This window comes from Catellatospora aurea (assembly GCF_042663325.1).
In the GTDB taxonomy this organism is placed as follows: Bacteria; Actinomycetota; Actinomycetes; order Mycobacteriales; family Micromonosporaceae; genus Catellatospora; species Catellatospora aurea.
In genome coordinates, this window is record NZ_JBHTAC010000031.1 from 51450 (window position 1) to 75976 (window position 24527).

General features: G+C 71.5%; 26 protein-coding genes. 14 read left to right on the forward strand and 12 right to left on the reverse strand.

Translation table 11 applies throughout. The features are described from left to right. Positions 1-39: 39 nt before the first annotated feature. A complete protein-coding gene (locus tag ACFQO7_RS25630) occupies positions 40-873 on the forward strand; it encodes an alpha/beta hydrolase family protein (RefSeq protein WP_376808754.1) in 834 nt (277 codons plus the stop codon). Positions 874-908: 35 nt separating this feature from the next. Here the strand turns inward: ACFQO7_RS25630 and ACFQO7_RS25635 are convergent, their stop codons facing one another. The 6 genes from ACFQO7_RS25635 to ctaE all read right to left on the reverse strand — a co-directional run bounded on the left by ACFQO7_RS25635 (position 909) and on the right by ctaE (position 6656). Then, positions 909-2111 carry a cytochrome P450 gene (locus ACFQO7_RS25635; RefSeq protein ID WP_376808755.1) on the reverse strand — a complete coding sequence of 401 codons (1203 nt, stop codon included), beginning with the start codon at positions 2109-2111 and terminating at the stop codon, positions 909-911. Positions 2112-2200: 89 nt separating this feature from the next. Continuing rightward, entirely contained in the window at positions 2201-2383 is a 183-nt protein-coding gene (locus ACFQO7_RS25640) for a hypothetical protein (protein WP_376808756.1), read from the reverse strand. 184 nt (positions 2384-2567) lie between these two features. Continuing rightward, positions 2568-4154 carry a cytochrome bc1 complex cytochrome b subunit gene (gene qcrB / locus ACFQO7_RS25645; RefSeq protein ID WP_376808757.1) on the reverse strand — a complete coding sequence of 529 codons (1587 nt, stop codon included), beginning with the start codon at positions 4152-4154 and terminating at the stop codon, positions 2568-2570. 2 nt (positions 4155-4156) lie between these two features. Then, positions 4157-5233: a cytochrome bc1 complex Rieske iron-sulfur subunit gene (qcrA, locus tag ACFQO7_RS25650; protein ID WP_376808758.1), complete on the reverse strand. Its 1077-nt coding sequence runs from the start codon at positions 5231-5233 to the stop codon at positions 4157-4159. After that, positions 5230-6042, reverse strand: a complete 813-nt coding sequence (gene qcrC / locus ACFQO7_RS25655) for a cytochrome bc1 complex diheme cytochrome c subunit (protein WP_361045529.1) — start codon at positions 6040-6042, stop codon at positions 5230-5232. The genes qcrA and qcrC overlap by 4 nt, the downstream gene beginning before the upstream one ends. 8 nt (positions 6043-6050) lie before the next feature. Next, complete coding sequence (gene ctaE / locus ACFQO7_RS25660) at positions 6051-6656, reverse strand: aa3-type cytochrome oxidase subunit III (RefSeq protein ID WP_120316188.1); 606 nt, start codon at positions 6654-6656, stop codon at positions 6051-6053. A gap of 156 nt (positions 6657-6812) precedes the next feature. On the opposite strand from ctaE, the gene ACFQO7_RS25665 reads away from it, so the two are divergent. From ACFQO7_RS25665 to trpD, 3 genes are read left to right on the forward strand one after another with little or no spacing between them, the layout of a single operon-like run. Further along, positions 6813-7781, forward strand: coding sequence for a cytochrome c oxidase assembly protein (locus ACFQO7_RS25665; RefSeq protein WP_376808759.1), 969 nt, complete (start codon positions 6813-6815; stop codon positions 7779-7781). Then, positions 7778-8170, forward strand: coding sequence for a response regulator (locus ACFQO7_RS25670; RefSeq protein WP_376808760.1), 393 nt, complete (start codon positions 7778-7780; stop codon positions 8168-8170). Before ACFQO7_RS25665 ends, ACFQO7_RS25670 begins: the two co-directional genes overlap by 4 nt. A 41-nt stretch (positions 8171-8211) precedes the next feature. Continuing rightward, positions 8212-9309: an anthranilate phosphoribosyltransferase gene (gene trpD, locus ACFQO7_RS25675; RefSeq protein WP_376808761.1), complete on the forward strand. Its 1098-nt coding sequence runs from the start codon at positions 8212-8214 to the stop codon at positions 9307-9309. 74 nt (positions 9310-9383) lie between these two features. On the opposite strand, the gene ACFQO7_RS25680 is transcribed toward trpD, so the two are convergent. Both ACFQO7_RS25680 and ctaC read right to left on the reverse strand, forming a co-directional pair. Further along, positions 9384-9809 carry a cytochrome c oxidase subunit 4 gene (locus tag ACFQO7_RS25680; RefSeq protein WP_361045526.1) on the reverse strand — a complete coding sequence of 142 codons (426 nt, stop codon included), beginning with the start codon at positions 9807-9809 and terminating at the stop codon, positions 9384-9386. 10 nt (positions 9810-9819) lie between these two features. Beyond that, on the reverse strand, positions 9820-10644 hold the full coding sequence (gene ctaC, locus ACFQO7_RS25685; protein ID WP_376808782.1) for an aa3-type cytochrome oxidase subunit II: 825 nt from the start codon (positions 10642-10644) through the stop codon (positions 9820-9822). Positions 10645-10919: 275 nt separating this feature from the next. On the opposite strand from ctaC, the gene ACFQO7_RS25690 reads away from it, so the two are divergent. Together ACFQO7_RS25690 and ACFQO7_RS25695 are read left to right on the forward strand one after the other, a co-directional pair. Further along, positions 10920-12056, forward strand: a complete 1137-nt coding sequence (locus ACFQO7_RS25690) for a cysteine desulfurase family protein (RefSeq protein WP_376808762.1) — start codon at positions 10920-10922, stop codon at positions 12054-12056. Then, positions 12053-12292 carry a sulfurtransferase TusA family protein gene (locus ACFQO7_RS25695; RefSeq protein ID WP_376808763.1) on the forward strand — a complete coding sequence of 80 codons (240 nt, stop codon included), beginning with the start codon at positions 12053-12055 and terminating at the stop codon, positions 12290-12292. The genes ACFQO7_RS25690 and ACFQO7_RS25695 overlap by 4 nt, the downstream gene beginning before the upstream one ends. Positions 12293-12502: 210 nt before the next feature. Here the strand turns inward: ACFQO7_RS25695 and ACFQO7_RS25700 are convergent, their stop codons facing one another. The 3 genes from ACFQO7_RS25700 to ACFQO7_RS25710 all read right to left on the reverse strand — a co-directional run bounded on the left by ACFQO7_RS25700 (position 12503) and on the right by ACFQO7_RS25710 (position 14441). Then, positions 12503-13477 (reverse strand): carbohydrate kinase family protein, encoded by a 975-nt coding sequence (locus tag ACFQO7_RS25700; protein ID WP_376808764.1) that lies wholly within the window; start codon positions 13475-13477, stop codon positions 12503-12505. 134 nt (positions 13478-13611) lie between these two features. Next, positions 13612-13965 (reverse strand): HesB/IscA family protein, encoded by a 354-nt coding sequence (locus tag ACFQO7_RS25705; RefSeq protein ID WP_203688041.1) that lies wholly within the window; start codon positions 13963-13965, stop codon positions 13612-13614. Positions 13966-14066: 101 nt separating this feature from the next. Next, a complete protein-coding gene (locus ACFQO7_RS25710) occupies positions 14067-14441 on the reverse strand; it encodes a MarR family winged helix-turn-helix transcriptional regulator (protein ID WP_376808765.1) in 375 nt (124 codons plus the stop codon). A gap of 85 nt (positions 14442-14526) precedes the next feature. Here ACFQO7_RS25710 and ACFQO7_RS25715 point away from each other — a divergent pair, with 85 nt between their 5' ends. Further along, complete coding sequence (locus ACFQO7_RS25715; protein WP_376808766.1) at positions 14527-16002, forward strand: MFS transporter; 1476 nt, start codon at positions 14527-14529, stop codon at positions 16000-16002. Between the two features lie 104 nt (positions 16003-16106). Here the strand turns inward: ACFQO7_RS25715 and ACFQO7_RS25720 are convergent, their stop codons facing one another. Then, positions 16107-17246, reverse strand: coding sequence for a glycerate kinase family protein (locus ACFQO7_RS25720; RefSeq protein ID WP_376808767.1), 1140 nt, complete (start codon positions 17244-17246; stop codon positions 16107-16109). 135 nt (positions 17247-17381) lie between these two features. Here ACFQO7_RS25720 and nadA point away from each other — a divergent pair, with 135 nt between their 5' ends. The 7 genes from nadA (at position 17382) to ACFQO7_RS25755 (ending at position 24384) form a co-directional block, all read left to right on the forward strand. Beyond that, positions 17382-18533, forward strand: a complete 1152-nt coding sequence (gene nadA / locus ACFQO7_RS25725; RefSeq protein WP_376808768.1) for a quinolinate synthase NadA — start codon at positions 17382-17384, stop codon at positions 18531-18533. Between the two features lie 142 nt (positions 18534-18675). Next, positions 18676-20004: a UDP-N-acetylglucosamine 1-carboxyvinyltransferase gene (gene murA, locus ACFQO7_RS25730; RefSeq protein ID WP_376808769.1), complete on the forward strand. Its 1329-nt coding sequence runs from the start codon at positions 18676-18678 to the stop codon at positions 20002-20004. Between the two features lie 220 nt (positions 20005-20224). Next, complete coding sequence (locus tag ACFQO7_RS25735; protein ID WP_376808770.1) at positions 20225-20851, forward strand: DUF3043 domain-containing protein; 627 nt, start codon at positions 20225-20227, stop codon at positions 20849-20851. Between the two features lie 71 nt (positions 20852-20922). After that, complete coding sequence (locus tag ACFQO7_RS25740) at positions 20923-21816, forward strand: ABC transporter ATP-binding protein (protein WP_376808771.1); 894 nt, start codon at positions 20923-20925, stop codon at positions 21814-21816. Between the two features lie 2 nt (positions 21817-21818). Then, positions 21819-22550 carry an ABC transporter permease gene (locus tag ACFQO7_RS25745; protein ID WP_376808772.1) on the forward strand — a complete coding sequence of 244 codons (732 nt, stop codon included), beginning with the start codon at positions 21819-21821 and terminating at the stop codon, positions 22548-22550. Beyond that, complete coding sequence (locus ACFQO7_RS25750) at positions 22550-23734, forward strand: sensor histidine kinase (RefSeq protein WP_376808773.1); 1185 nt, start codon at positions 22550-22552, stop codon at positions 23732-23734. The genes ACFQO7_RS25745 and ACFQO7_RS25750 overlap by 1 nt, the downstream gene beginning before the upstream one ends. A 44-nt stretch (positions 23735-23778) precedes the next feature. Continuing rightward, on the forward strand, positions 23779-24384 hold the full coding sequence (locus tag ACFQO7_RS25755) for a response regulator (RefSeq protein WP_376808783.1): 606 nt from the start codon (positions 23779-23781) through the stop codon (positions 24382-24384). Positions 24385-24527: the final 143 nt, after the last annotated feature.

Consider the following 24527-nt stretch of genomic DNA (forward strand, 5'->3'; position numbering starts at 1 on the left):
TGCTTACTTGTGAGTAACCTCGCGGTCTAGGCTGCTGCCATGCAGCTCACCGTGGACCGTGGCAGCGACCGGATCGGCGTACAGCTCCACCCCGCGCAGGACCCCGACGCTCCCCTGGTCGTCGTCTTCCCCGCGATGGGCGTGCCCGCCGGTTACTACACCCGGTTCGCGCACTCCCTCAACGCGGCCGGCCTCGGCGTCGCGGTGGCCGACCTGCGCGGCACCGGCAACAGCGCCCCCCGCCCCGGCCGGGACAGCCGCTACGGCTACACCGAACTCGCCGACGACGTCCCCGCGGTCCTGACGGCCCTCGCGGAGCACCGCGCCGGACGGCGCACCATCCTGCTCGGACACTCCCTCGGCGGGCAGATCTGCGTGCTGCACCTGGCCCGCGAGGCCGCCCGCGGCACGGGCCACAGCGTCGACGGGTTGGTCCTGATCGCGGTCGGGCTGCCGTACTGGCGGACCTACCCCCGGCAGCGGCTGGGCGTGCTCGCCATGACGCAGTTCGTCAACGCCGTCTCCGCCGTCCTGCGGGTCTGGCCCGGCTGGGGCTTCGGCGGCCGCCAGGCCCGCGGTGTCATCCGGGACTGGGCGCACACCGCCCGCCACGGCGAGTTCCCCGCCCACCTGGGCGCGTCAGCGGGGCTGTCCCGGGTGGACCTGCCGGTGCTCGCGATCAGCGTGGACGACGACCAGTACACCCCGCCGGAGACCACCGATCACCTGGTCGCCGCCCTGACCGGCGCGAAGGTCCACCGCGACCACCTCACCACCGCCGACGCGGCCGCGCCCCTGGACCACTTCAAGTGGGTCAAGGCCGGCGCGGCCCTGGCTCCCCGCATCACCGCCTGGCTCCCGATCCGCCACTGACCACCCCGGACCCCGCCCCGCGCGGCGCTGGACCGTCAGGCCGTGATGGGCAGGGTGGCGTAGCCGCGGAAGCCGAGGCGGTCGCGGCGGGTCGGGACGCCTGCCGAGCGCAGGTGGGGCAGCTTCTCCAGGAGCATGGGGAAGGCGATCTGGGCCTCCAGCCGGGCCAATGGCGCGCCGAGGCAGTAGTGCGCGCCCGCGCCGAAGGACAGCGACGGCACGGACGGGCGGTCGGGCAGGAAGTCGGCCGGCGCGGCGAAGCGGCGCGGGTCGCGGCCCGCTGCGGCGAGCACCAGCAGCACCTCCGTGCCCGCGGGCAGCGCCACCCCGGCCAGCTCGGCGTCCTGCCCGGCGTACCGAGAGGTCACCTGCACGGGCGGGTCGAGCCGCAACATCTCCTCGATGTACGCCGGGGACAGCGACGGGTCCGCACGCAGCCGGGCCAGCTGCTCCGGCCGGTCGAGCAGCATGGCCAGGCCGTTGCCGAGCAGGTTGGTCGTCGTCTCGAAGCCCGCGACCAGCAGCAGCACCAGGTGTGAGACGAGTTCCGCCCCGCCGATCCGGCCGTCCGCGCCCGCGGCGAGCAGGTCACTGATCATGTCGTCGCCGGGTTCGCGCTGCCGCCGCGCCAGCAGGTCGACGAAGTACTCGGCCAGCTCGTCGCTCGCCGCGTCGGCGAGGGCCAGCTCCTGCGGGTCGCCGGCGAACACCTCCAGGGCCAGCGTCAGGTCATGCGCCCGCGGCCGAAACCAGTCCCGGTCGGCGACCGGCACCCCGAGCAGGGCGCAGATCACCGACACGGGCAGCGGGTACGCCACCTCGTCCATGAAGTCCACCGGCCCGCCCGCCGCCGCGATCGGCTCGACGAGCTCCTCGGCCAGCGCGGTGACGTCCGCGCGCAGCGCCGCGACCCGGCGGGCGGTGAACGCCGAGCCGGCCAGCCGACGCAGCCGGGTGTGGTCGGGGGCGTTCTGCCAGAGCATGGTGCGGCTCAGCCACTGCCAGGAGGCGACGGTGCGCCAGCCGGGCATCGCCCGGTCCAGCACGACGGCGTCGGTGACCCGGAACGAGGCGTCCCGCAGCACCTGATCGACTTCGGCGTACCCGGTGACGACCGCGAACCCGTCGCCCAGCAGCGCCACCGGACCCGCCGCGCGCAGCCGCTCGTAGTGCGGGTAGGGATCGGCCCGGCCCTCGGCCGTCGCCAGTGCCTGCATCGCCGCCAGCGCGTCCTGCATTCGCCGCTCCCCCTGCCCGCCGTCCTGAGGGGAAGACTACGACGCGGGGGCGACCATGCCGCCGAGCCGCGTGCACGGGCCCGTGCGGGCTACCGGTTGGGCATCAGCGACATCGGCCGGCAGCCCGGACCGGTGTGCACCGTCGCGCAGCAGCCCAGGGTCCACTGCCCGTTGAAGACGGCGTGCCGGGCCAGGCCCGTGGCCGCGACGGGCCGGGGTGCCGCCGGTGCGGTCCGCGGGTCGCGCTTGCCCGCGTGACCTGCTGTGATCATGTGATTGCCTCCTGGAACGAACCGCGCGCCGACGTCTGAAACGCCACGACTATGCCATGGCCGTCCCCCAAGATCTGTGGCCGGCGGCGTCACGACCTGGTGACGGTGCCCACCCGGGCACGGAAACGGCGGAGGGCGCCCACCTCGGGTGGACGCCCTCGCACCGTGCGGAACCGTTGCCGGATCAGCTCTTGCCGCTCGTGATCTCCTCGCGCGGCTGCTCCTCCTGCTGCGGCGGAGCCGGCTGCTCGATCGGCCGGAAGAAGCCGCGGACGGCCGGACCCAGCGCGCCGAGGCGGTTCATCTTCTTCGGCACCGTCCAGCCGACGTACGGCAGGTCGGTGTGGCCGTGCTCGTCCGGCGCGGCCAGCGGCTGGTGCACCTCGACGAAGCGCCCGTCCGGCAGCCGCTTGATGATGCCGGTCTCGACGCCGTGCGCCAGCACCTCGCGATCGTGCTGCTGCAGACCCAGCGCGAGGCGGCGGGCGAAGTAGTACGCCAGCGGCGGCAGGATCAGCAGGCCGATACGGCCGGCCCAGGTCATCGCGTTCAGGCTGATGTGGAACTTGTCGGCGACGATGTCGTTGCCGCCGGAGATCGTCAGCACCAGGTAGAACGCCAGCGCCATGGCGGCCAGACCGGTGCGGTCCGGCACATCACGCGGACGCTGGAGCAGGTTGTGCGAGGCCTTGTCCTTCTTCCAGCGCGCCTCGATCCACGGATACGCCATCGGCAGCACCGTCAGGATGCCCGGAAGCACCACGGTCGGCCAGAACAGCGGTGGGATGTTGTACCCGAGGAATCTGATGTCCCAGGCGGGCATCAGACGGGTCGAGCCGTCGAGGAACATGACGTACCAGTCGGGCTGGCTGCCCGCGGAGACCACCGCGGCTTCGTACGGGCCGAACAGCCAGATCGGGTTGATCTGGAAGAGGCCGCCCATCAGCGCGATGACCGCGAAGACGAGCATGAAGAAGCCGGCCTGCTTGATCGTGTATCGCGGCACGAAGCGCTCGCCGACCACGTTGTTGTTCGTCCGGCCCGGCCCCGGCCACTGGGTGTGCTTCTGGATGAAGACGAGGCCCAGGTGGATGCTGACCAGCGCGAGCAGGATCAGCGGCAGCAGGAAGACGTGCAGGATGTACAGGCGGGACAGGATGATCTCGCCGGGGAACTCGCCGCCGAACAGCGACGTCGTCACCCAGGAGCCGATCACCGGGATGGACAGCATGATCGCCGAGGCGATGCGCAGGCCGGTGCCGGACAGCGCGTCGTCGGGCAGCGAGTAGCCGGCGAAGCCCTCGGTGAAGCCCAGCCAGAACATGCTCAGACCGATGATCCAGTTGAGCTCGCGCGGCTTGCGGAACGCGCCGGTCATGAAGATCCGGAACATGTGCACCACGATCGCGGCCATGAACAGCAGCGCCGCCCAGTGGTGCATCTGGCGCATGATCAGGCCGCCGCGCACGTCGAACGACAGGTCCAGCGCCGTCTCGTACGCCCGCGACATCTGCACGCCCTGCAGCGGCAGGTACGAGCCGTTGTAGTGCACCTCCTGCAGCGAGGGCTCGAAGAACAGCGCGAGGAACGTGCCGGTCAGCAGCAGGATGATGAACGAGAACAGCGCGATCTCGCCCAGCAGGAACGACCAGTGGTCGGGGAACACCTTGTTGAGCATGCCGCGCAGCGGGGTGGCGACGGGCAGCCGGGTGTCCACCTCCTGGGCGGTCTTGCCCGGGAGGGCTTTGAGGTCAACCTTGCGACGCTTCATGGTCAGTCCTTCTCCCAGAACGCCGGCCCGACCGGCACCTTGTAGTCGCCGGTGGCCACGAGGTAGCCCTCCTTGTCCACGCTGATGGGCAGCATGGGCAGGGACCGCGTCGCCGGGCCGAAGATCGGCCGGGCGTTGTCGGTGATGAGGAACTGGGACTGGTGGCACGGGCAGAGCAGGCGGTTGGTCTGCTGCTCGTACAGGCTCGCCGGGCAACCCGCGTGGGTGCAGATCTTCGAGTACGCCACGAAGCTGCTCCAGGTGCTGCCCTGGTTGATCGTGTACAGCTGGCCGTTCAGCTTCGCCGCGTCGTCCTCCCGCAGGTGGATCAGCAGCGTCGGCGAGTCGGCGTGGTGGTTGCTGGCCCCGCCCGGGATGTTCGGGAACACCGTGATCTGGCCGCCGGTGCTCACGTGCTCCGGCCGCACCAGCGTGCCGTCGTCGTGCATCAGCCGGATCGGGTTCTGCGGCGTCGCGCCGGCGAAGCCCGTCTTGAACAGGATGTCCGGGTGGTGCGGGTCCTTGATCAGCGCGCCGATCGGCACCGCCGCGGCCGCCAGGCCCAGCGGGGCCAGGCCCAGCAGCGACCACTTCAGGACCGGCCGCCGGCCCAGGCCCATCTCCTCGCCGACGAACTGCAGCGTGTTGCCGGTGAGCTTCTGCTCCTCCGGCGCCGACGGGCCGTCGTGCCGCTCCTGGATCGCGATCTCGTGCGGGAGCAGCTTCTTGCCCCAGGTGAGGATGCCCAGGCCGACGCCGACCAGGGCCAGGCCCAGGGTCAGGCCGAGGACCGGGGTGTAGTACTTGCTGGCGTGCGGGCCCAGCTCGTACTCCCACGGCCACCAGATGAAGGCGATGACGAACAGGGTCGACATGATGCCGGTGAGCAGGAAGAAGAAGGCGACGATGCGGGTCATGCGCCGCTCGCCCTTCGAGCCCGGCGGGTACTGCGCCTCGTAGTGGACGATCTCCACGCCGTCGCGCCGCGCACCCTCGCGCACGATGTCGAACCGGGTCAGGTTCGGGTTGTCCAGGTCGACGCCCGCGGCGTCGCGCACCTGGGTGTTCGTGTCACTCATGACTTACCCGCAATCCACAGCGCTGCGAAGACCAGTGCCACGACGCCGACCAGGAAGATCGCCAGACCCTCGGTCACGGGGCCGAAACGGCCCAGGCCCCAGCCACCCGGGTCGCTGTCGCTCTTCAGGTTCTGCACGTAGGCGATGATGTCGAACTTGTCCTGCGGCGTCAGTTCGTTGTCACCGAAGACCGGCATGTTCTGCGGGCCGGTCAGCATCGCCGCGTAGATCTGCCGGTCGGTGGCCGGCTCCAGGGTCGGCGCGAACTTGCCGCTGGACAGCGCGCCGCCGCCGCCGGAGAAGGCGTGGCAGGACGAGCAGTTGATCCGGTACAGCTCACCACCGCGGGCGATGTCGCCCTTCGACGCGAAGTCCTCGCCCTCCGGGAGCTGCGGGCCGCCGCCCAGCTCCTGGATGAAGGCGCCGAGCTGCCGGGCCTGGTCGTTGGTGAACATCGGGTCCTTGCGCTCCGCCTGGGCCTCCTGGCGGGCGGCCGGCATGCGGCCCGTCTCCACCTGGAACTCCACGGCCGCCGAGCCGACGCCGATCAGGCTCGGTCCGCGTCCCTCGACGCCCTGCGCGTTCGCGCCGTGGCAGGAGATGCAGCTCACGTCGTACAGCGCCTTGCCGGCCTCGGCGGCCGGGGTGAGCGGGGCGGCGCCCTGGGCTCCGCCGGGCGCGACGATCGCGTAGATGCCGCCCGCGAAGACCAGCGCGGCGAACATGCGCAGCGCCGAGTTCAGCCGCCGGCGTACCCGGCTGCGCTGCTTGGGCGCACCCGCCGCCAGGCGTGGGGTGTCTGGTGTCATAGCCGAGCTCACATCCGCTCCAGCAGGTAGATCATGAAGAAGAGGCCGACCCAGACCACGTCGACGAAGTGCCAGTAGTACGACACCACGATCGCCGAGGTTGCCTGCGCCGGCGTGAACCGACCCATGGTGGTGCGGATCATGTAGATGATGAAGGCGATCAGACCGCCTGTCACGTGCAGGCCGTGGAAGCCCGTGGTCAGGTAGAACATCGAGCCGAACCCGTCGGCGTTGATCTTGATGCCCTCGCTGACCAGCACGCGGTACTCGTTCACCTGGCCGAGCACGAACGTCAGGCCCATCAGGAACGTGATGGTGAACCAGAGCCGCAGCCCGTACACGTCACCCCGCTCCGCGCGCAGCACGCCGATCTGACAGGTGATGGAGGACAGCACCAGGATCGTCGTGAAGAACACCGCGTACGGGAGGTTGAGCACGTGGGAGTGCTGGATCCACTGGTCGTAGTCCGCGGCGCGGATCGCGAAGAACATCGCGAAAAGCGCCGCGAAGAACATGAGTTCGCTGGAGAGCCACACGATCGTCCCGACGCTGACCATGTTGGGCCTGGTCAGGGAGTGGATCCTGCTCTTGTCGATGGCTGAGGCGGCAGTCACGCGGTCATTATTGCCCCCTACCTGCATCGGCGAGCGTCGGGGTGCCTGGTTGGCGGCGTGTCGTGACCCGCCGGACCTCCCGCGACGAGCACGGTCTAGCCTCGGGTGGTGCCGCCTGTCGATCATTTCATCGCGTTGACCTCGAATGTTGCGACCTTGACCGCCGAGACTCCCCCGTTCACCGTGGCGACACTGGTGACCGGTGCGCGGCTCGACTCCTGGCTCGCGGTCGGTCTGCTGCTGGCGGGTGCGCTTTATCTCTACGGCACGCACCGGCTGCGGATGCGCGGCGACCGGTGGCCGGTGGGGCGCACCGTCGCCTTCCTCGGCCCCGGCCTGGGCACGCTGGCCCTGGTCACGGTGAGCGGCGTCGGCGGATACGACACCACGCTGCTGTCGGTGCACATGCTCCAGCACATGGCGTTGTCCATGGTCGCGCCGATCTTCCTGGCGCTGGGCGCGCCGGTCACGCTGGCCCTGCGCACGCTGCCCGCCCGGCCGCGCCGCACGCTGCTGGCGGTGCTGCACAGCAAGGTCGCCGCGGTGCTGGCGTTCCCGCTGGTCGCGTTCGGCATCTTCGTGGCGAACCCGTTCGCGTTGTATTTCACCAGCCTGTACGAGCAGACGCTGCGCCACGAGTGGCTGCACGAGGTCATGCACGCGCACTTCATCGCCACCGGCTGCCTGTTCTTCTGGCCCCTGCTGGGCCGTGACCCGCTGCCGGGACGCTGGCCGTATCCGGCCCGCGCGCTGCTGATGCTGTTGAGTGTCCCGTTTCACACCGTGCTCGGGCTCACCATCATGCAGCAGAAGACCCTCCTCGGCGGCGACTGGTATCCGTCGCTGAACCTGTCCTGGATGGACCCCTGGGCCGACCAGGTGACCGCCGGCGGCGTGCTCTGGGCCGGCGGTGAGCTGGTCTCGGTCACCATGCTCGCGGTCCTCGTCGTCCAGTGGATCAAGCAGTCCCGCCAGGAGGCCGCCCGCATCGACCGCCAGCTCGACCGCGAGGAGGCCGCACAGGCCGCCGCGGAGGCCGCCACAGCGGCCGGGTCGGCGCAGGTCGACGCGGACGGCGCACCGCACGACCACGAGATCACTTCACCGCTTAGGATGAGCGCATGAGTACCAAGACCGTCCTGCTCTACAGCGACGACCCGCAGGTTCGCGACCGGATGCGGCTGGCCATCGGCGAGCACCCGGCACCCGACCTCGATGTCGAGTTCGTCGAGGCGTCCACCTACGCCGAGTGCGTCAAGCTGGTGGACGACTACGAGATCGATCTGCTGGTGCTGGACGGCGAGGCGACCCCGGGCGGTGGCCTGGGCGTGGCGCGTCAGCTCAAGGACGAGATCGACGAGTGCCCGCCCTGCGTTGTCGTCATCGCCCGCTCGGCCGACCGCTGGCTGGCGGCGTACGCCCGCGTCGATGCGACGCTGGTGCACCCGCTCGACCCGATCGAGACCGCGAAGGTCATCTCCAACCTGCTGCACGACGAGACCGTGGCCGCCTGACCCGAGCACCGCGCGCCACGCCCTTCACCCCTGGAGGCCCGATGGGCGACCGGAACACCTGGCCCCACCTGCTCGGCGCGCTGCTGCGCCGCGAGGAGCTCACGCCGGACGACACGGCCTGGGCGATGGGCGAGATCATGTCGGGCGTGGCGACACCGGCGCAGATCGCCGGGTTCGCACTGCTGCTGCGGGCCAAGGGCGAGACCGCCGGCGAGGTGTCGGGTCTGGTCGCCACGATGCTGGCGAACGCGGCCCCGCTGCCGCAGACCGACGAGCAGCGCACGGCCACCCTCGACGTGGTCGGCACCGGCGGCGACCAGGCGCACACCGTCAACATCTCGACGATGTCGGCGATCGTGGCCGCCGGCGCCGGCGCGCGTGTGGTCAAGCACGGCAACCGGGCCGCCTCCTCCTCCTGCGGCACCGCGGACGTGCTGGAGTTCCTCGGCATCCCGCTGGACCTCAGCCCGGAGCAGGTGGCCGCGGTCGCCGAGGAGGCGGGCATCACGTTCTGCTTCGCCGCGACGTTCCACCAGGGCCTGCGCCACGCCGGCGGCGTACGCCGCGAGCTGGGCGTGCCGACCGCGTTCAACTTCCTCGGCCCGCTGACCAACCCCGCCCGGCCCCGCGCGGGCGCGATCGGCTGCGCCGACGTCCGGATGGCCGGCGTCATGGCGCAGGTGTTCGCCGACCGCGGTGACACGGTCCTGGTGCTGTGCGGTGAGGACGGCCTGGACGAGTTCACCACCGCCGCCCCCACGCGCGTCTGGGTGGCTCGTGGCGGGCGCGTCACCCCACTCACGATCGACGCCGCCGATCTCGGCGTGGCCCGTTCCGCTCCCGGGGATCTGCGCGGCGGCGACGTGTCGCTCAACGCCGACGTCGTGCGCCGCCTGCTCGTCGGGGAGACCGGACCGGTGCGCGACGCCGTGCTCGTCAACACCGCGGCCGGGCTGACCGCCCACGACTGGGCGGTCAAGGGCGCGGGCACCGCCGACCCGGACACGCTGGTCGAGGAGCTGACCGACGCGCTGCACGCGAACATGCGCCGCGCCGCCGAGGCCATCGACTCCGGCGCGGCCGCCGCCGCCCTGGAACGCTGGATCGCCGCCGCGTCGGCTGCCAAGTACGCCCCGTAGCGCGGACTCACGAAATGAAACCGGCCCCCTCCGAATCGGAGGGGGCCGGTTTCATTTGCTTTCGGTGCGGAGGATCAGTGCTCCGCAGTACGGCGGGTGCCGGTGTAGTACTCGAACAGCATCGCCGAGGTGGACAGCAGCACGCACACGATGCCGAGCGCGATCAGCCACCACATCCAGAACACCAGCCCGAGCGAGGCGATCAGCGCCGACATCGCGATGCCGAACGGCCAGTAGCTGCCCGGGCTGAAGAAGCCCAGCTCGCCGGCGCCGTCGGCGATCTCGGCGTCGAGCCGGTCCTCCGGGCGCGGGTCGATGCGGCGCGAGACGAACCAGAAGTAGCCGCCGCACATCAGGCAGAGCAGGAACGACAGCGCCAGCGCGGTGGTGCCGATCCACTCGATCCCGCCCATGGACAGGTCCGTCCACCAGCCGTAGACCACCGCGGTGACGATCAGGAACAGCGCGACGCCGACGAAGATGCGGTATTCGGTCTTCATGTCTCCAGCCTCAGTTCGCGGTGCGCAGGGTCGGGAACGGAGTCGTCGTCGTGGCGTAGGGCGTCTCGCCGATCGCGGTCAGCGCCTCGGGAGTGCTCTTGCCCGCCTTCAGCGCCGCCACGAACTGCGCGTACTTCTCCGGCGTCACAGCCCGCAGCTCGAAGTTCATCATCGAGTGGTACGTGCCGCACAGCTCGGCGCACCGGCCGACGTAGCTGCCCACCTGAGTGATGTTGACTTCGAACTGGTTGATCACGTTGCCGGGGAACACGTCGCGCTTGAACAGCAGCTCCGGGACCCAGAACGAGTGGATGACGTCGTTGCTGTGCTCGACGAAGCGCACGGTCTTGCCGACCGGGACGACCACGACCGGGATGTAGTTGCTGTCGCCGGGCGTGCTCTCCACCTTCGTGGCGTCCACCTCGGGGCTGGAGAGGTAGTTGAACTGCCAGTTCCACTTGAACGCGACGACCTCGACGGTGGCGTCCGGGTTCTTGGTCAGCTTGTTCACGTCGGTCTGCACGACGGCGGTGTAGTAGAACAGCACCGCGATCACCAGGAACGGCAGCACCGTGTACAGGATCTCGATCGGCAGGTTGAACCGCGTCTGCGTGGGCAGGTCGGCGTCACCGCGCTTGCGGCGGTAGGCCGCCACGCACCAGAAGATCAGACCCCAGACGAAGAAGCCCACGGCGAAGGCCGCGACGACCGAACCGACCCAGAGGTCGTACATCCGCTCGGACTGCTGGGTGATGCCGCCCTGGGGCCAGCCGAATCCATCGAACGCCGCGCCGACGTTGCACCCCGCGAGCAGGGTCACCGTGATGACCGCCATCGCGCTCAAGCCGACGGCTCGCCTGCGGGCTCGTGTTGCGACCACCTGCTCCTGCCTCCCTTAGCAGCGCCACCTTCGGACGCACCGGTGAGGGGCGTGACCGACGGTCGCAGAGTACTTCACCCCGGGGCCCCGGCCGGGCCTGGGGTCGGCCCGGTGATCCGGCGTGTCCGCGGGAATCGGTGACGGCGACGACTGCCGTCACCGCTAGATCACGATACCGTCGAGGGGTGGGAGATCCCCGGCAGGCCGGACCAATCGATCAGGGCGAAGACGTGCGCGGCGCGTATTTCGATGCGGCGACGGCGACGCCGCTGCACCCCGCAGCACGCGAGGCGCTGCTCGGCGCGCTCGACGACGGCTGGGCCGACCCGGGCAAGCTCTACACCCAGGCCCGCCGGGCCCGCCTGCTGCTCGACGCGGCCCGCGCCACGTTCGCGCAGGTCCTGGGCGTACGCCCGGACGAGGTCACCTTCACCAGCAGCGGCAGCACCGCCGCGCACGCCGCCGTCCTGGGTGGGCTGGCCGGCCGCCGCCGCGCCGGCGCGACCCTGGTCCGCTCGGCGATCGAGCACTCGGCCGTGCTGCATGCCGGCGAGCGGCACGTACGCGACGGCGGCGCCGAAACCGAGGTGCCGGTGGATCTGCTCGGCCGGGTCGACCTCGACGCCTGGACCTCGGCCGTGTCCGCGCCCGGGGCGGCGCTGGCCGCACTGATCAGCGCGAGCCACGAGGTCGGCACGGTGCAGCCGGTCGCCGCCGCGGCGGCCGCGTGCCGCGCGGCGGGCGTGCCGCTGTATGTCGACGCCGCCCAGTCGCTGGGCCGGGTTCCGGTGCCGGACGGCTGGTCCCTGCTGACCGGCTCGGCCCGCAAATGGGGCGGTCCACCCGGGGTCGGCCTGCTGGTGGTACGCAAAGGAACCCGCTGGGTGTCGCCCTACCCGGCCGACGACCGGGAGTCGGGCCGCTTCCCCGGCGCGCCCGACCTGCCCGCGATCCTCGCGGCGGCCGCCTCGCTGCACGCGGTGCACGAGACCGCGGCACAGGAATCAAAACGCCTGTCCGCGCTGGTGGACCACGTACGAGCCGGTGTCGCGGCAACGGTTCCCGACGTGGAGATCGTGGGCGACCCGGCAGACCGGCTGCCGCACATCGTCACCTTCTCCTGCCTGTACGTCGACGGAGAAGCCCTGCTCACCGCCCTCGACCGGCGCGGCTTCGCGGTGTCGTCCGGGTCCGCGTGCACGTCCTCCACACTGCGGCCGAGCCATGTGCTGGCCGCGATGGGCGTGCTGACGCACGGCAACATCCGGCTGTCGCTGCACCGCGACACCACCGCCGACCAGGTGGAACGTTTCCTCGCCGAACTGCCCGGCATCGTCGCCGCGCTGCGGGCGGAGGTGGGCATGTGAACCCGGACACCCCGGTCGACGTATTGGACTGTCTGGGGCAGCGCTGTCCACTGCCGGTGATCGCCCTCGCGAAGCGCCTGCCGACGGTGCCGGTCGGCGCGGTCGTGCGCGTGCTCGCCGACGACCCGGCCGCCGCCGTGGACATCCCCGCGTGGTGCCGTATGCGTGCTCAGGAGTACCTCGGCGCGGTCTCCGTCGACGGCTCCCCCGCGTTCGACGTCCGCCGCCTCAGCTGAGTCCGCTCCGCTCCGCGCCTGATCAGGTATTGGTCCCGCGCGCATTTGCTCTGCACCCAAAAGCTTGCTCTGCACCCACCGACGCAACACGGCACCCGTTCGGCGGCGCTGCGCCGTTGCGTATTCGGGTGCAGAGCAAGCGAATGGGTGCAGAGCAAAGTCGGCGCGGGGCAACGCCCCACGCCGACTTCGATCGCCCTTCCGGGCAGGTCAGTTCAGGTGGGGCCGGATGTCGGCGGCGACGGCGTCGCCGTAGGACTCGGCCAGGCGCTTGAGGAAGTTGTCCGGCTCGACGTCGTACTCCTGGGTGCCGACGGTCTCCAGCACCAGCGTGGCCAGCAGCGCGCCGACCTGCGCGGCCCGCTCCAGGCCCTGGCCCCAGGACAGGGCCGCGAAGAAGCCGGCCCTGAACCCGTCGCCCACGCCCGTCGGGTCGTACACCTGGATCTCGCGGGCGACCGGCACGTGGATCGGCGCGAAGTCGCGGCCGGTGATCCGGACGCCGTTCTTGCCCAGCGTGGTGACCCGCACCTTGACCCGCTCCAGCACCTCGTCCGAGGTCAGGCCGGCCTTCTGCTCCAGCAGCGAGTTCTCGTACTCGTTGGTGAGCAGGTACTGCGCGCCGTCGATGAGCTGCAGCACGTCCTCGCCGCTCATCCGGGCCAGCTGCTGCGACGGGTCGGCGGCGAACGCGTACCCCCGGTCGCGGCACTCCTGCGAGTGGCGCACCATCGCCACCGGGTCGTTCGCGCCGACGATGACCAGGTCGAGGCCGTCGAGGCGCTGGTGCACCGGGGACAGCTCGATGTTGCGGGCCTCGCTCATGGCGCCGGCGTAGAACGAGGCGACCTGGCACAGGTCCTCGTCGGTGGTGCAGACGAAGCGGGCGGTGTGCGCCACCTCACTGACGTGCACCGAATCACAGTCGACGCCGTTGCGCTCCAGCCACGAGCGGTAGTCGGCGAAGTCCACGCCGACCGCGCCGACCAGGGTCGGCTGCAGGCCCAGCTTGGCCAGGCCGAAGGCGATGTTCGCCGCCACGCCGCCACGCCGGATCACGAGGTCGTCGACCAGGAACGACAGCGAGACCTTGTCCAGCTGGTCGGCGATGAGCTGGTCCGCGAAGCGGCCCGGGAAGTGCATCAGGTGATCCGTGGCGATCGATCCGGTAACGCAGATCTTCATGGTTGACCTTCAGGTCGGCGAAAGATGGGCGCGGAAAGCGTACCGGTTGACGCACATACGACAGCGGCACTCCGGCGTGGCCGGAGTGCCGCTTGTGTCGTCGCCCACATCGGGGCGGCGCGAAGCTCAGACGATCAGTGGAACGAGTCGCCGCAGGCGCAGGAGCCGCCGGCGTTCGGGTTGTCGATGGTGAAACCCTGCGCGTCGATGCGGTCGGCGAAGTCGACGGTCGCGCCCGCCAGGTACGGCGCGCTCATCCGGTCGACGACGACCTCGACACCGCCGAACTCCTTGACGATGTCGCCGTCGAGCTCGCGCTCGTCGAAGAAGAGCTGGTAACGCAGGCCGGAGCAGCCACCGGGCTGGACCGCGACCCGCAGCCGGAGGTCGTCGCGACCCTCCTGCTCCAGCAGAGCCTTGACCTTGCCAGCCGCGACCTCGGTGAGGTTGATGCCGGTGGCGTCCGTCTTGCTGTCGGGCGTCGAGATGTCGGGCGTCGTCACGTGGTGCTCCCCAAGCGTGAAGTGCTGATAATCCTTCGAGGTAACGCTAGCGCGCCCCGGTTTGATTCCCCAGAGCGCCTCACGGGCTACTGCCCCAGTGTGGTGTTGATGACTGCGCGGTGGGTGGGCCGCGCCGCGGCGTGCCGTTCCCGCCCGGCCTCGGTGGGATGCACGAACACCCCGCGCCGGTCGGAGGTGCAGAGCTGCCGCTCCACCAGCCCGTCCTTCTCCAGCCGGGCGACGGTGCGCGACAGCGCGCTCTGGCTGAGGTGGATCTGCTCACCCAGCTCCTGCATGCGCAGCCCCGTGCAGTCCTGGGCGCCGACCAGCCGGTCCAGCACCTCGAACTCGCTCATGCCGAGCTTGTGCTGCTCCTGCAGTGCGCTCTCCAGCGCGCACGAGAGCGTCGCGTACTGCCGGGACAGTTCTCGCCACGCCTTCACGGCCACCTCGTCGGGCATGCCCGGAGCATAACATGCAGGTGCAGTAAATGTGAACGCATTTTATGCTTGCGCATTCAATGCACGTGCAACTAACGTACCGACCATGTCCTCCACCGCGACGCTGTCGCCACCTGCCCCCGACACCTCCTCTCCGGCCCCCGCGGACCAGCGCTGGACCCCGCGGCTGTGGGGCACGCTGCTGGTGCTGTGCGCGGTGCTCTTCCTCGACGGCCTCGACGTCTCGATGGTCGGCGTGACTCTGCCCGCCATCCAGTCCGACCTGGGCCTGTCCACCGCGACGCTGCAGTGGATCGTCAGCGGATACGTGCTCGGTTACGGCGGCCTGCTCCTGCTCGGTGGGCGCACCGCCGACCTGCTCGGCCGCCGCCGCGTGCTGCTGATCGCCCTGGCCGTGTTCGCCGGCGCGTCCGTGCTCGGCGGCCTGGTCGAGGACGGCACGCTGCTCATCGCGACCCGGTTCGTCAAGGGCCTGGCCGCGGCGTTCACCGCGCCGGCCGGCCTGTCCATCCTGACCACGACCTTCCGCGAGGGGCCGGTGCGCAACCGGGCGCTGGGCATCTACACCGTCTTCGGGGCCAGCGGCTTCTCCTCCGGCCTGATCCTGGGCGGGCTGCTCACCGAGATCGACTGGCGGGTCACCTTCCTGCTGCCCGCGCCGCTGGCGGTGCTCGCCCTGATCGCGGGCCTGCGGCTGATCCCGCGCGACGGCGCCCGCAACCCCGGCGGCTACGACGTGCTCGGCGCGGCCACCTCCACCGGCGCGCTGCTGCTGCTCGTGTTCACCGTCGTCAACGCGCCCGAGGCAGGCTGGACCTCGCTGCGTACCCTCGGCTCGCTGGCCCTGGTCGTGGCACTGGCCGCCGCTTTCGTGATCGCCGAGCGCACGGTCGCGCATCCGCTGGTGCGGCTGGGCATCTTCGCCAACCGCAGCCTGGTCCGGGCCGACCTCACCGCGATGGCGGTGTCCGGCGGCTACCTGAGCTTCCAGTTCATCGTCGCGCTGTACCTGCAGACCGTGCTGGGCTGGTCGCCGCTGCAGATGGCGCTGTCGCTGCTGCCCGCCGGGATCATCGTGGCGAGTTCCGGCCCGGTCGTCGGCAGGCTGATCACGCGGTACGGCACCCGGCGGCTGATCGCCCTGGGCATGGTCGCGTTCGTCGCCGCGTACGCCCTGTTCCTGCGGGCCGGGCCGGAGCCGGAGTTCGGCACCGTGATCCTGCCGACCGCGCTGCTGCTCGGGCTGGGCTTCGCGCTGAGCTTCTCCGCCCTGAACGTGCAGGCGACCAACGGCGTCGCCGACGACGAGCAGGGGCTGGCCTCCGGGCTGGTGCAGAGCTCGTTCCAGGTCGGCGGCGCGATCGCGCTGGCCGTCACGTCGGCGGTGGTCGGCGGCGGGGCCATCGAGCCGGGTCGCCTGCCGGACACCTTCGTGCCCGCCATCGGCCTGGTCACCGCGATCTCGCTGCTCGGCCTGCTGGCCGCCGTACTGGGCCGGCGGCCCGGCCGCCACGCCGCCCAGCGGGTGGCGCGCGATCTCGTGTCAGAAGGTGCGGCCTGACCACAGGATCCGCCACCGACCGGCGATCATCGCCGACACCGGCGTCAAGAAGGGCACCTTCCTCTACGCGTAGCGATGGGAAGGTGCCCTTCCTTTGCCTCGGGTCAGCGGGACCACTGGTGGGCCAGGCGGGCGGAGAGTTCGCGGAGGCCTCGGGCGGGTTCGGCCAGAGCGAGGTCGACGCTGCCGAAGTGGTCGACCAGGGCGTGGGCCTCGGTGACGCCGGCCGCGCCCTGCTCGCGGCGGCCGGTGGTGACCCGGCCGGCCAGCACCACGCACGGGATGCCGAGGTCGCGGGCCGCGCCGGCCAGGCCGGAGATGGCCTTGCCGCGCAGCGACTGGTGGTCGAACGAGCCCTCGCCCGTGATCACCAGGTCGACGTTCTCCAGCACCCCGTCCAGGCCGGTCAGCTCGCGGATCAGGTCGATGCCGGAGGCGACGGTGCCGCCCAGGGCCAGGATCGCCGCGCCGAGGCCGCCCGCCGCGCCGCCGCCGGGCAGTTCCGCCAGCTTCGCGGGGCAGCCGGGCAGTTCCCGCTCCAGCACCGCGGCCCAGTTGGCCAGGGCGGCGTCGAGCAGCGTCACGTCCTGCGGGGTCGCGCCCTTCTGCGGGCCGTACACCGCCGACGCGCCGTGCAGGCCGGTCAGCGGGTTGTCCACGTCGGTCGCTGCAATCAGCTCGACGCCCCCCGGGAGCAGGCCGCCCCCTTCGCCGAGGCTGAGGGATGCGCAGGTGGTCAGGGCCGCGCCGCCGGGGGCCAGTGGTTCGCCCGCGGCGTCCAGGCCGACCGCGCCGAGCGCGGCGAGCAGCCCTGCGCCGCCGTCGTTGGTGGCCGAGCCGCCGAGCCCGATCACCACGCGCCGGGCCCCGTGCGCGAGCACGGCCTCGATCAGCGCGCCGAGGCCGTACGAGGAGGTGGTCTTCGGGTCCCGCTCCCCCGGCTCGACCAGGTGCAGGCCGCAGGCCTGGGCGCTCTCCACGTACGCCGTGCCCGCCTCGTCCCCGGCCAGCAGCACCGCGCCGAGGACCGGGCGGCCCAGCGGGTCGGTCGTGTCGACCTCGACCAGCTCGCCGCCGATCGAGGCGTGCAGCACCTCGACGAAGCCGGGGCCGCCGTCGGCGATGGGGCGGCAGATCAGCTCGTCGGCCGGGGCGGCCTCCCGCCAGCCCTCGGCGACGGCCTGCGCCGCCTCCACCGCGGTGAGGGTGCCGGCGAACTTGTCGGGACAGATCAACACTCGCATGGGCTGCACGATAGTGACCCGCTCCGGCCGCGGGGGCGACCGGCGTGACCGCGTCCCACGCCCCGGCCGCCGATGAGCGCCGTGGGGCAGGCCACAGCCGTGCGGGCGAGCCTGTCGCGCCCGGTTGGTGCGACGATGGGAGGCGTGACTGCTCCCGTACTGCTGCTGCTCGGCCGCGGCAAGGACTCGAACTCCGAACGCGGCGTCGACTGTCCGGGCGACCTGCCCGCGCCCAGCGACCCCGGGCTGGTCGAGCGTGCCGCCGCCGCCAAGGCCGCGCTCGGTGACCGGGTCTTCGTCCTCGGCCACCACTACCAGCGCGACGAGGTCATCCAGTTCGCCGACGTGACCGGCGACTCGTTCAAGCTGGCCCGCGAGGCCGCGGCGCGGCCCGACGCCGAGTTCATCGTGTTCTGCGGCGTGCACTTCATGGCCGAGTCGGCCGACATCCTCACCTCCGAGACTCAGCGCGTGGTCCTGCCGGACCTGGCCGCGGGCTGCTCCATGGCCGACATGGCCGTGCTGGAGCAGGTCGAGCAGTGCTGGGACCTGCTGAGCGACCTCGGCATCGCGGACTCCGTGGTGCCCGTCACCTACATGAACTCCTCCGCCGACATCAAGGGCTTCGTCGGCCGCAACGGCGGCGTGGTCTGCACCTCCTCCAACGCCAAGCGCGCGCTGGACTGGGCGTACGCCCAGGGTGAGAAGGTCCTGTTCCTGCCGGACCAGCACCTGGGGCGCAACACCGCGGTGCTGGAGATGGGCTACTCGCTCGACGACTGCGTGCTCTACGACCCGCACAAGCCGAACGGCGGCCTCACCGACCAGCAGCTGCGCGACGCCAAGATGATCCTGTGGCGCGGGCACTGCTCGGTGCACGGCCGGTTCACCCTGGAGAACGTGCTGGCCATGCGCGAGCAGGTGCCGGGCGTGAACATCCTGGTGCACCCGGAGTGCCGCCACGAGGTGGTCACCGAGGCCGACTACGTGGGCTCGACGGAGTACATCATCAAGAAGCTGGAGGCGGCCGAGCCCGGCTCCGCGTGGGCCGTGGGCACCGAGCTGAACCTGGTCCGGCGGCTGGCCGCCGCGCACCCGGACAAGCAGGTCATGTTCCTGGAGAAGACGGTCTGCTACTGCTCCACGATGAACCGCATCGACCTGCCGCACCTGGTCTGGGCGCTGGAGGAGCTGGTCGCGGGCCGGGTGCCCAACCAGATCACGGTCGACCCCGACACCGCGCACCACGCTCGGGTGGCGCTGGACCAGATGCTGGCACTCCCGTAGGCGACTGGTTACTCTGAGTGCGAGCACCGCGTCCGAATCGCGGTGCTCGTACTCATTTAAGCTTCCCGTGTTCCGTCACACATCACGCAGCGCTATGCTGCCGGGGTTTGCAATTAACTCGCGCCACACCCAGGAGGTCGCCTTGTCGGACGACGTGCTCATCGTCAGCGGAGGTAGCCCGCTCAAGGGCGAGGTGCGGGTCCGCGGGGCCAAGAATCTGGTCTCCAAAGCCATGGTCGCCACCGTGCTGGGCGAGAGCCCGAGCCGGATGTACGACGTCCCGCGCATCCGCGACGTGGAGATCGTGCGCGGTCTGCTGGAACTGCACGGCGTCAAGGTGACCAACGGCGACCTCGACGGCGAGCTGCGGTTCGATCCGTCCAACGTCGAGCGCGCCGGCATCGACGAGATCAACGTGCACGCCGGCTCCAGCCGGATCCCGATCCTGCTGTGCGGCCCGCTGCTGCACCGGCTCGGCCACGCGTTCATCCCGGACCTGGGCGGCTGCCACATCGGCCCGCGCCCGATCGACTACCACCTGGAGGCGCTGCGGCGCTTCGGTGCCGTCGTCGACAAGACCCCGGAAGGCCTGCACCTGTCCGCCCCGGACGGCCTGCACGGCATCAAGTACGAGCTGAACTACCCGTCGGTCGGCGCGACCGAGCAGATCCTGCTCACCGCCGTCCGCGCCGAGGGCGTCACCGAGCTGAGCAACGCCGCGGTCGAACCGGAGATCATCGACCTGATCTGCATCCTGCAGAAGATGGGCGCGATCATCAAGGTGCACACCAACCGGGTGATCGAGATCGAGGGCGTGCCGCGCCTGGGCGGGTTCTCGCACCGGCCTATCCCGGACCGTATCGAGGCCGCCAGCTGGGCCTCGGCCGCGCTGGCCACCCGGGGCGACATCACCGTCAAGGGCGCCCGCCAGGCGGACATGACGACGTACCTCAACGTGTTCCGGTCCATCGGCGGCGAGTTCGAGATCGACGACAACCCGGTCGACGGCGGCATCCGCTTCTGGCACCCCGGAGGCGACCTGCGCCCCGTCGCGCTGGAGACCGACGTGCACCCCGGCTTCATGACCGACTGGCAGCAGCCGCTGGTCGTGGCGCTGACCCAGGCCAACGGCCTGTCCGTGGTGCACGAGACGGTGTACGAGAAGCGCTTCGGCTACACCAGCGCCCTGAACCAGATGGGCGCGCACATCCAGGTCTTCCAGGACTGCCTCGGCGGCACCCCGTGCCGGTTCGGCCGGATGGGCTTCCGGCACAGCGCCGTCATCGCCGGCCCCGCCAAGCTGCACGCGACCGACCTGATCATCCCGGACCTGCGGGCGGGCTTCAGCCACCTCATCGCGGCACTGGCCGCAGAGGGCACCTCCCGGGTGCACGGCGTCGACCTGATCAACCGCGGCTACGAGGACTTCGAGGCCAAGCTCGCCGGCCTCGGCGCGACCGTCTCCCGCTGACCACCCGCACCACCCGCCCCACAGGCACCCCGTTTTTCGTGGACGTTGGCCTATCTCATCGAGTTTGATCTGCAAAACTCGACGAGATAGGCCAACGTCTGTTCAAGGCGCAGGCGCCGAGCGCGCCCCGGGCGGGGCGGCGGCCTGGGTGGGAGCTGTTCGTCACAGGTCGCCACGCGGTGGCCGTCGGCTGCGGCCGCGGGTCGGCTACCCTTGCTGCGTGCCGTTGTTCTCCCGCAAGACCACCGACGTTTCCGCTGCGACCCCGGCCGAAGAGCCGGAGGCCACGGAGATCGTGCGCGCCTCGCGCTCGTACACGCCCGCCAAGGGCAAGGCGACGCCGAAGCGCACCGAGGCTCAGCGCCGCAAGGCCGAGCCGCCGCCGGCGAACCGCCGCGAGGCGATGAAGCGCCAGCGCGAGAAGATGCGCGCCGACCGGGCCGAGTCCATGGCCGGCATGAAGAAGGGTGACGAGCGCTACCTGCTGCCCCGGGACAAGGGACCGGAGCGCCGGCTGGTGCGCGACTACGTCGACTCCCGGCGTACCGTCGGCACCTGGTTCTTCGGCGGCGCCTTCCTGATCTTCTTCCTGATCCAGGTCCGCGACCCGCGCATCGCGCTCGCCGCGAACGTGATCTGGCTGCTGCTGGCGCTGGCCGTGGTCGTCGACAGCGTCTTCATCTGCCGGAAGATCAAGAAGCTGGTCAAGGCGAACTACCCCAAGACCACGCAGCGCATGGGCTCCCTGTACATGTACGCGGTCATGCGCGCGATCACGTTCCGCCGCATGCGCATGCCGAACCCGCAGGTCAAGATCGGTGACCCGGTCGTCCCCACCAAGGCCTAGGACATCTGTCCTGCCGGAGTCGGGATCGCCGGATCTGACCGGCCGTCCCGGCTCCGCCTAGCGTCGGACGCATGACGGAAGCGGTGCGGCTGCAAGCGGTCGCGAAGAACTACGGCCCCGTGCGGGCGGTGGACGGCATCGACCTGTCCATCGCCCGCGGCCAGACGGTGGCGCTGCTCGGCCCCAACGGAGCGGGCAAGTCCACCACCATCAACATGCTGCTCGGCCTGCTGGAGCCGACGGACGGCACGGTACGCGTGTTCGGCGCCAGCCCCACCGAGGCGGTGCGGGCCGGCCAGGTCGGCGCGATGCTGCAGGAGTCGGGTTTCGCCGCCAACGCCACGGTCCGGGAGCTGGTCGAACTCGCCCGCGCGCTGTACCGCGACCCGCTGCCCACGGCGGAGATCCTGGCCACGGCCGACCTCACCGAGCTGGCCGGGCGCCGCCTCGACAAGCTGTCGGGCGGCCAGACGCAGCGGGTGCGCTTCGCGTTCGCCCTGGCCGGCAACCCCGAACTGCTCGTGCTCGACGAGCCCACCGCCGCGCTGGACGTGGAGAGCCGCCAGGCGTTCTGGGCGGCCATGCGCCGCTACGCCGCCACCGGCCGCACCGTGCTGTTCGCGACGCACTACCTGGAAGAGGCTGACGACTTCGCCGACCGGGTGATCGTGATCGCGCGGGGCCGGGTCGTCGCCGACGGCAGCGGAGCCGACATCAGGCAGCTCACCGGCGGGCGTACGGTCGGCTTCGACCGCGCCGGGACCGACCTCGACGTGCTGCGGCGGCTGCCCGGCGTGGTCGAGGCGGAGACGCGCGGCGAGCGCGCCCTGCTGCGCTGCGACGACTCCGACCGCACTGTGCGCGCCCTGCTCGCCGACGGCCACGCCTGGCGCAACCTGGAGATCACCGGAGCGGGCCTGGAAGAGGCCTTCCTGTCCCTCACCGCAGCCGCAGGCAAGGAGTGACCGTGCGCGCCTATCTCGTCTTCGAACTGCGCCGCCTGATCCGCGAGCCGCGCATGGCGATCTTCACCGTGGTGCTGCCGGTGCTGATCTACACGATCAGCAGCGGCAGCTCCGGCGACGCCGGCCAGGTCGGCGGGGTGGACGTCGCCGCATACCTGATGGTCAGCATGGCCGCGTACGGCGCGCTGGTCGGCGCCCTGTCCGTCGGTATCGCGGTGTCCCAGGAGCGCGCCTCCGGCTGGCTGCGCCAGCTGCGCATCACGCCGCTCGCCCCGACCCAGGTGGTCGCCGTGAAGGCGCTGCTGGCCTCGCTGCTGGCGATCCCGCCGGTGGTCTCGGTGGGTTTGGTCGCCGCGTTCGCGCACGGGGTGTCGTTCAGCGCCGGGCAGTGGGTCGCGCTGGTCGTGCTGATGTGGCTGGGCAGCCTGCCGTTCGCCGCGTTCGGCCTGGCGTTGGGCTTCACGCTGCCGCCGCAGCTGACCCAGCCGGTGAGCATGCTGGGCGTGTTCGGGCTGGCGTTCCTCGGCGGGCTGTTCGTGCCGGTCGCGGTGATGCCGCACGTGCTCGCGTCGATCGCCACCTGGCTGCCCAGCAACCGCTTCGCCGAGCTGGGCTGGTCCGTGGTCGCCGGGCAGGCGCCGCCCGTCGGCGGGGTAGCCATCCTCGCCGCCTGGGCCGTGGCCTTCGGCGGGCTCGCGGCGTTGGCCTACCGCCGCTCGGCGGCGCTGCGGTGATGTCGGGGTTCCTGGACGGCCTGAGCCGGGCGGGCGCGATCTCGTCGCACCCGCCCGGCTCGGCGGCCGCCGCGGCGGTGCGCCGCCGTGGGCGGCGCCGGGGTGCGCTGTTCGCCGCGCTGTGGCTGTGGCCGCTGGCCCCGACCGCGCACGCGGTGCTGGCCGGCGACGTCTCCGCGCCCGTGGCGGCCGGGCTGGGCCTGGCCGTCTTCGTCGGGCTGTACCTGTTCGTCGTCGTGCAGGGATTCAGCTCCGCGGCCCGGCCCGGCGTGCGTGATCAGGCGCTGCTCGGGCTGGTCACGGTCGTCGGGCTGGCGCTGGCCGCCGCCTTCGGCGGGCAGCCCGGCGGCTGGGTGGGACTGGTGCTCTACCTGGCCGCCGCCGGGGTGGCGCTGTACGCGCTGCCCTGGGCGTACCTGTGGCTGGCCGCCATGGTCGCGGCGCAGATCGCGCTGGGTCTGCTGCACGGCGAGCCCGCGAAGGAGATCGCCGAGTCGGTCTTCAACACCGTGATGGCCGGCGCGCTGATCATGGTGGTACGCCGGATGATGCGCCTCATCCGCGAGCTCAGCGCGACCCGCGAGGAGCTGGCCCGCGCCGCCGTGGAGGGCGAGCGCCTGCGCTTCGCCCGCGACCTGCACGACCTGCTCGGCCACAGCCTCTCCCTGATCGTCGTCAAGGCCGAGGTGGTACGCCGCACCGCCGGGCGCGACGCGGCCGCCGCCGCCCGCGAGGCCGCCGAGATCGAGCAGATCGGGCGTACGGCACTGGCCGAGGTGCGCCAGGCGGTGAGCGGCTACCGGGCCCGCGCCTTCGCCGCCGAGCTGGCCACGGCCGGTGCGGCGCTGTCCGACGCGGGCATCGAGCCCACCGTGCGGGCCACGGCCGAGGCGATGCCGGCCGCCGTCGACGACGCCTTCGCCTGGGCGGTCCGCGAGGCCGCCACCAACGTCATCCGGCACAGCGGAGCCGGCTCCTGCGTGATCGCGCTCAGCCGCACCGACCACTGGCAGCTCGAAGTGCGCGACGACGGCCGGGGCGTCCCCGCCGACGCCATGCCCGGCAACGGCCTGCGCGGTCTGGCCGAGCGCCTGGCCCTGGTCGGTGGCACGCTGTCGACCGTGGACCTGTCCGGCGGCGGCTTCGTGCTGCGCGCCACCGCGCCCGCCGGAGCCCTGGCGTGACCCGCCTGCCCGCTCACGATCAAGGTGCTGCCCGGGGGCCGTCGGTGATCCGGGTGCTGCTCGCCGAGGACCAGGGCATGATGCGCGGCGCGCTCGCGCTGCTGCTCGGCCTGGAACCCGACATCGAGGTGGTGGCCCAGGTGGGCCGGGGCGACGAGGTCGCGGCCGCCGCCGTCGCGGCGTCGCCCGACGTGGCGCTGCTCGACATCGAGATGCCCGGCCTGTCCGGCCTGGACGCCGCCGCGCAGCTGCGCACCGCCGTGCCGTCGTGCAAGGTGCTGATCCTGACCACCTTCGGCCGGCCGGGTTACCTGCGCCGGGCCATGGACGCCGGGGCGCGCGGCTTCCTGGTCAAGGACGGGCCGGTCGAGGAGTTGGCCGAGGCGATCCGGCGGGTGCTCGCCGGGCAGACCGTCATCGACCCGGCCCTGGCCGCCGCCGCGCTGGCCGCCGGCCCCAACCCGCTCACCGAACGCGAACGCGAGGTCCTCGCCAGCGCCGCCGACGGCGCGACCATCGCCGACCTCGCCACCCGCCTGCACCTGTCGGAGAGCACCGTGCGCAACTACCTCTCCGCCGCCATCGGCAAGACCGGCACCCGCAACCGCATGGAAGCCGTCCAAACCGCCCGCACCCAAGGCTGGCTCTGACCCCCACCCGCCCGCCCACCCGCGTTGATCATGAACTTATGGGCGGGTTCGACGGCGTGTCGCGACCCTGGCACCGTGATCGATCCGGAGCATCGCCGAACAGCGGGCAGGCGGGGCGGACCGGCGCGGTCAGGGCAGGCCGG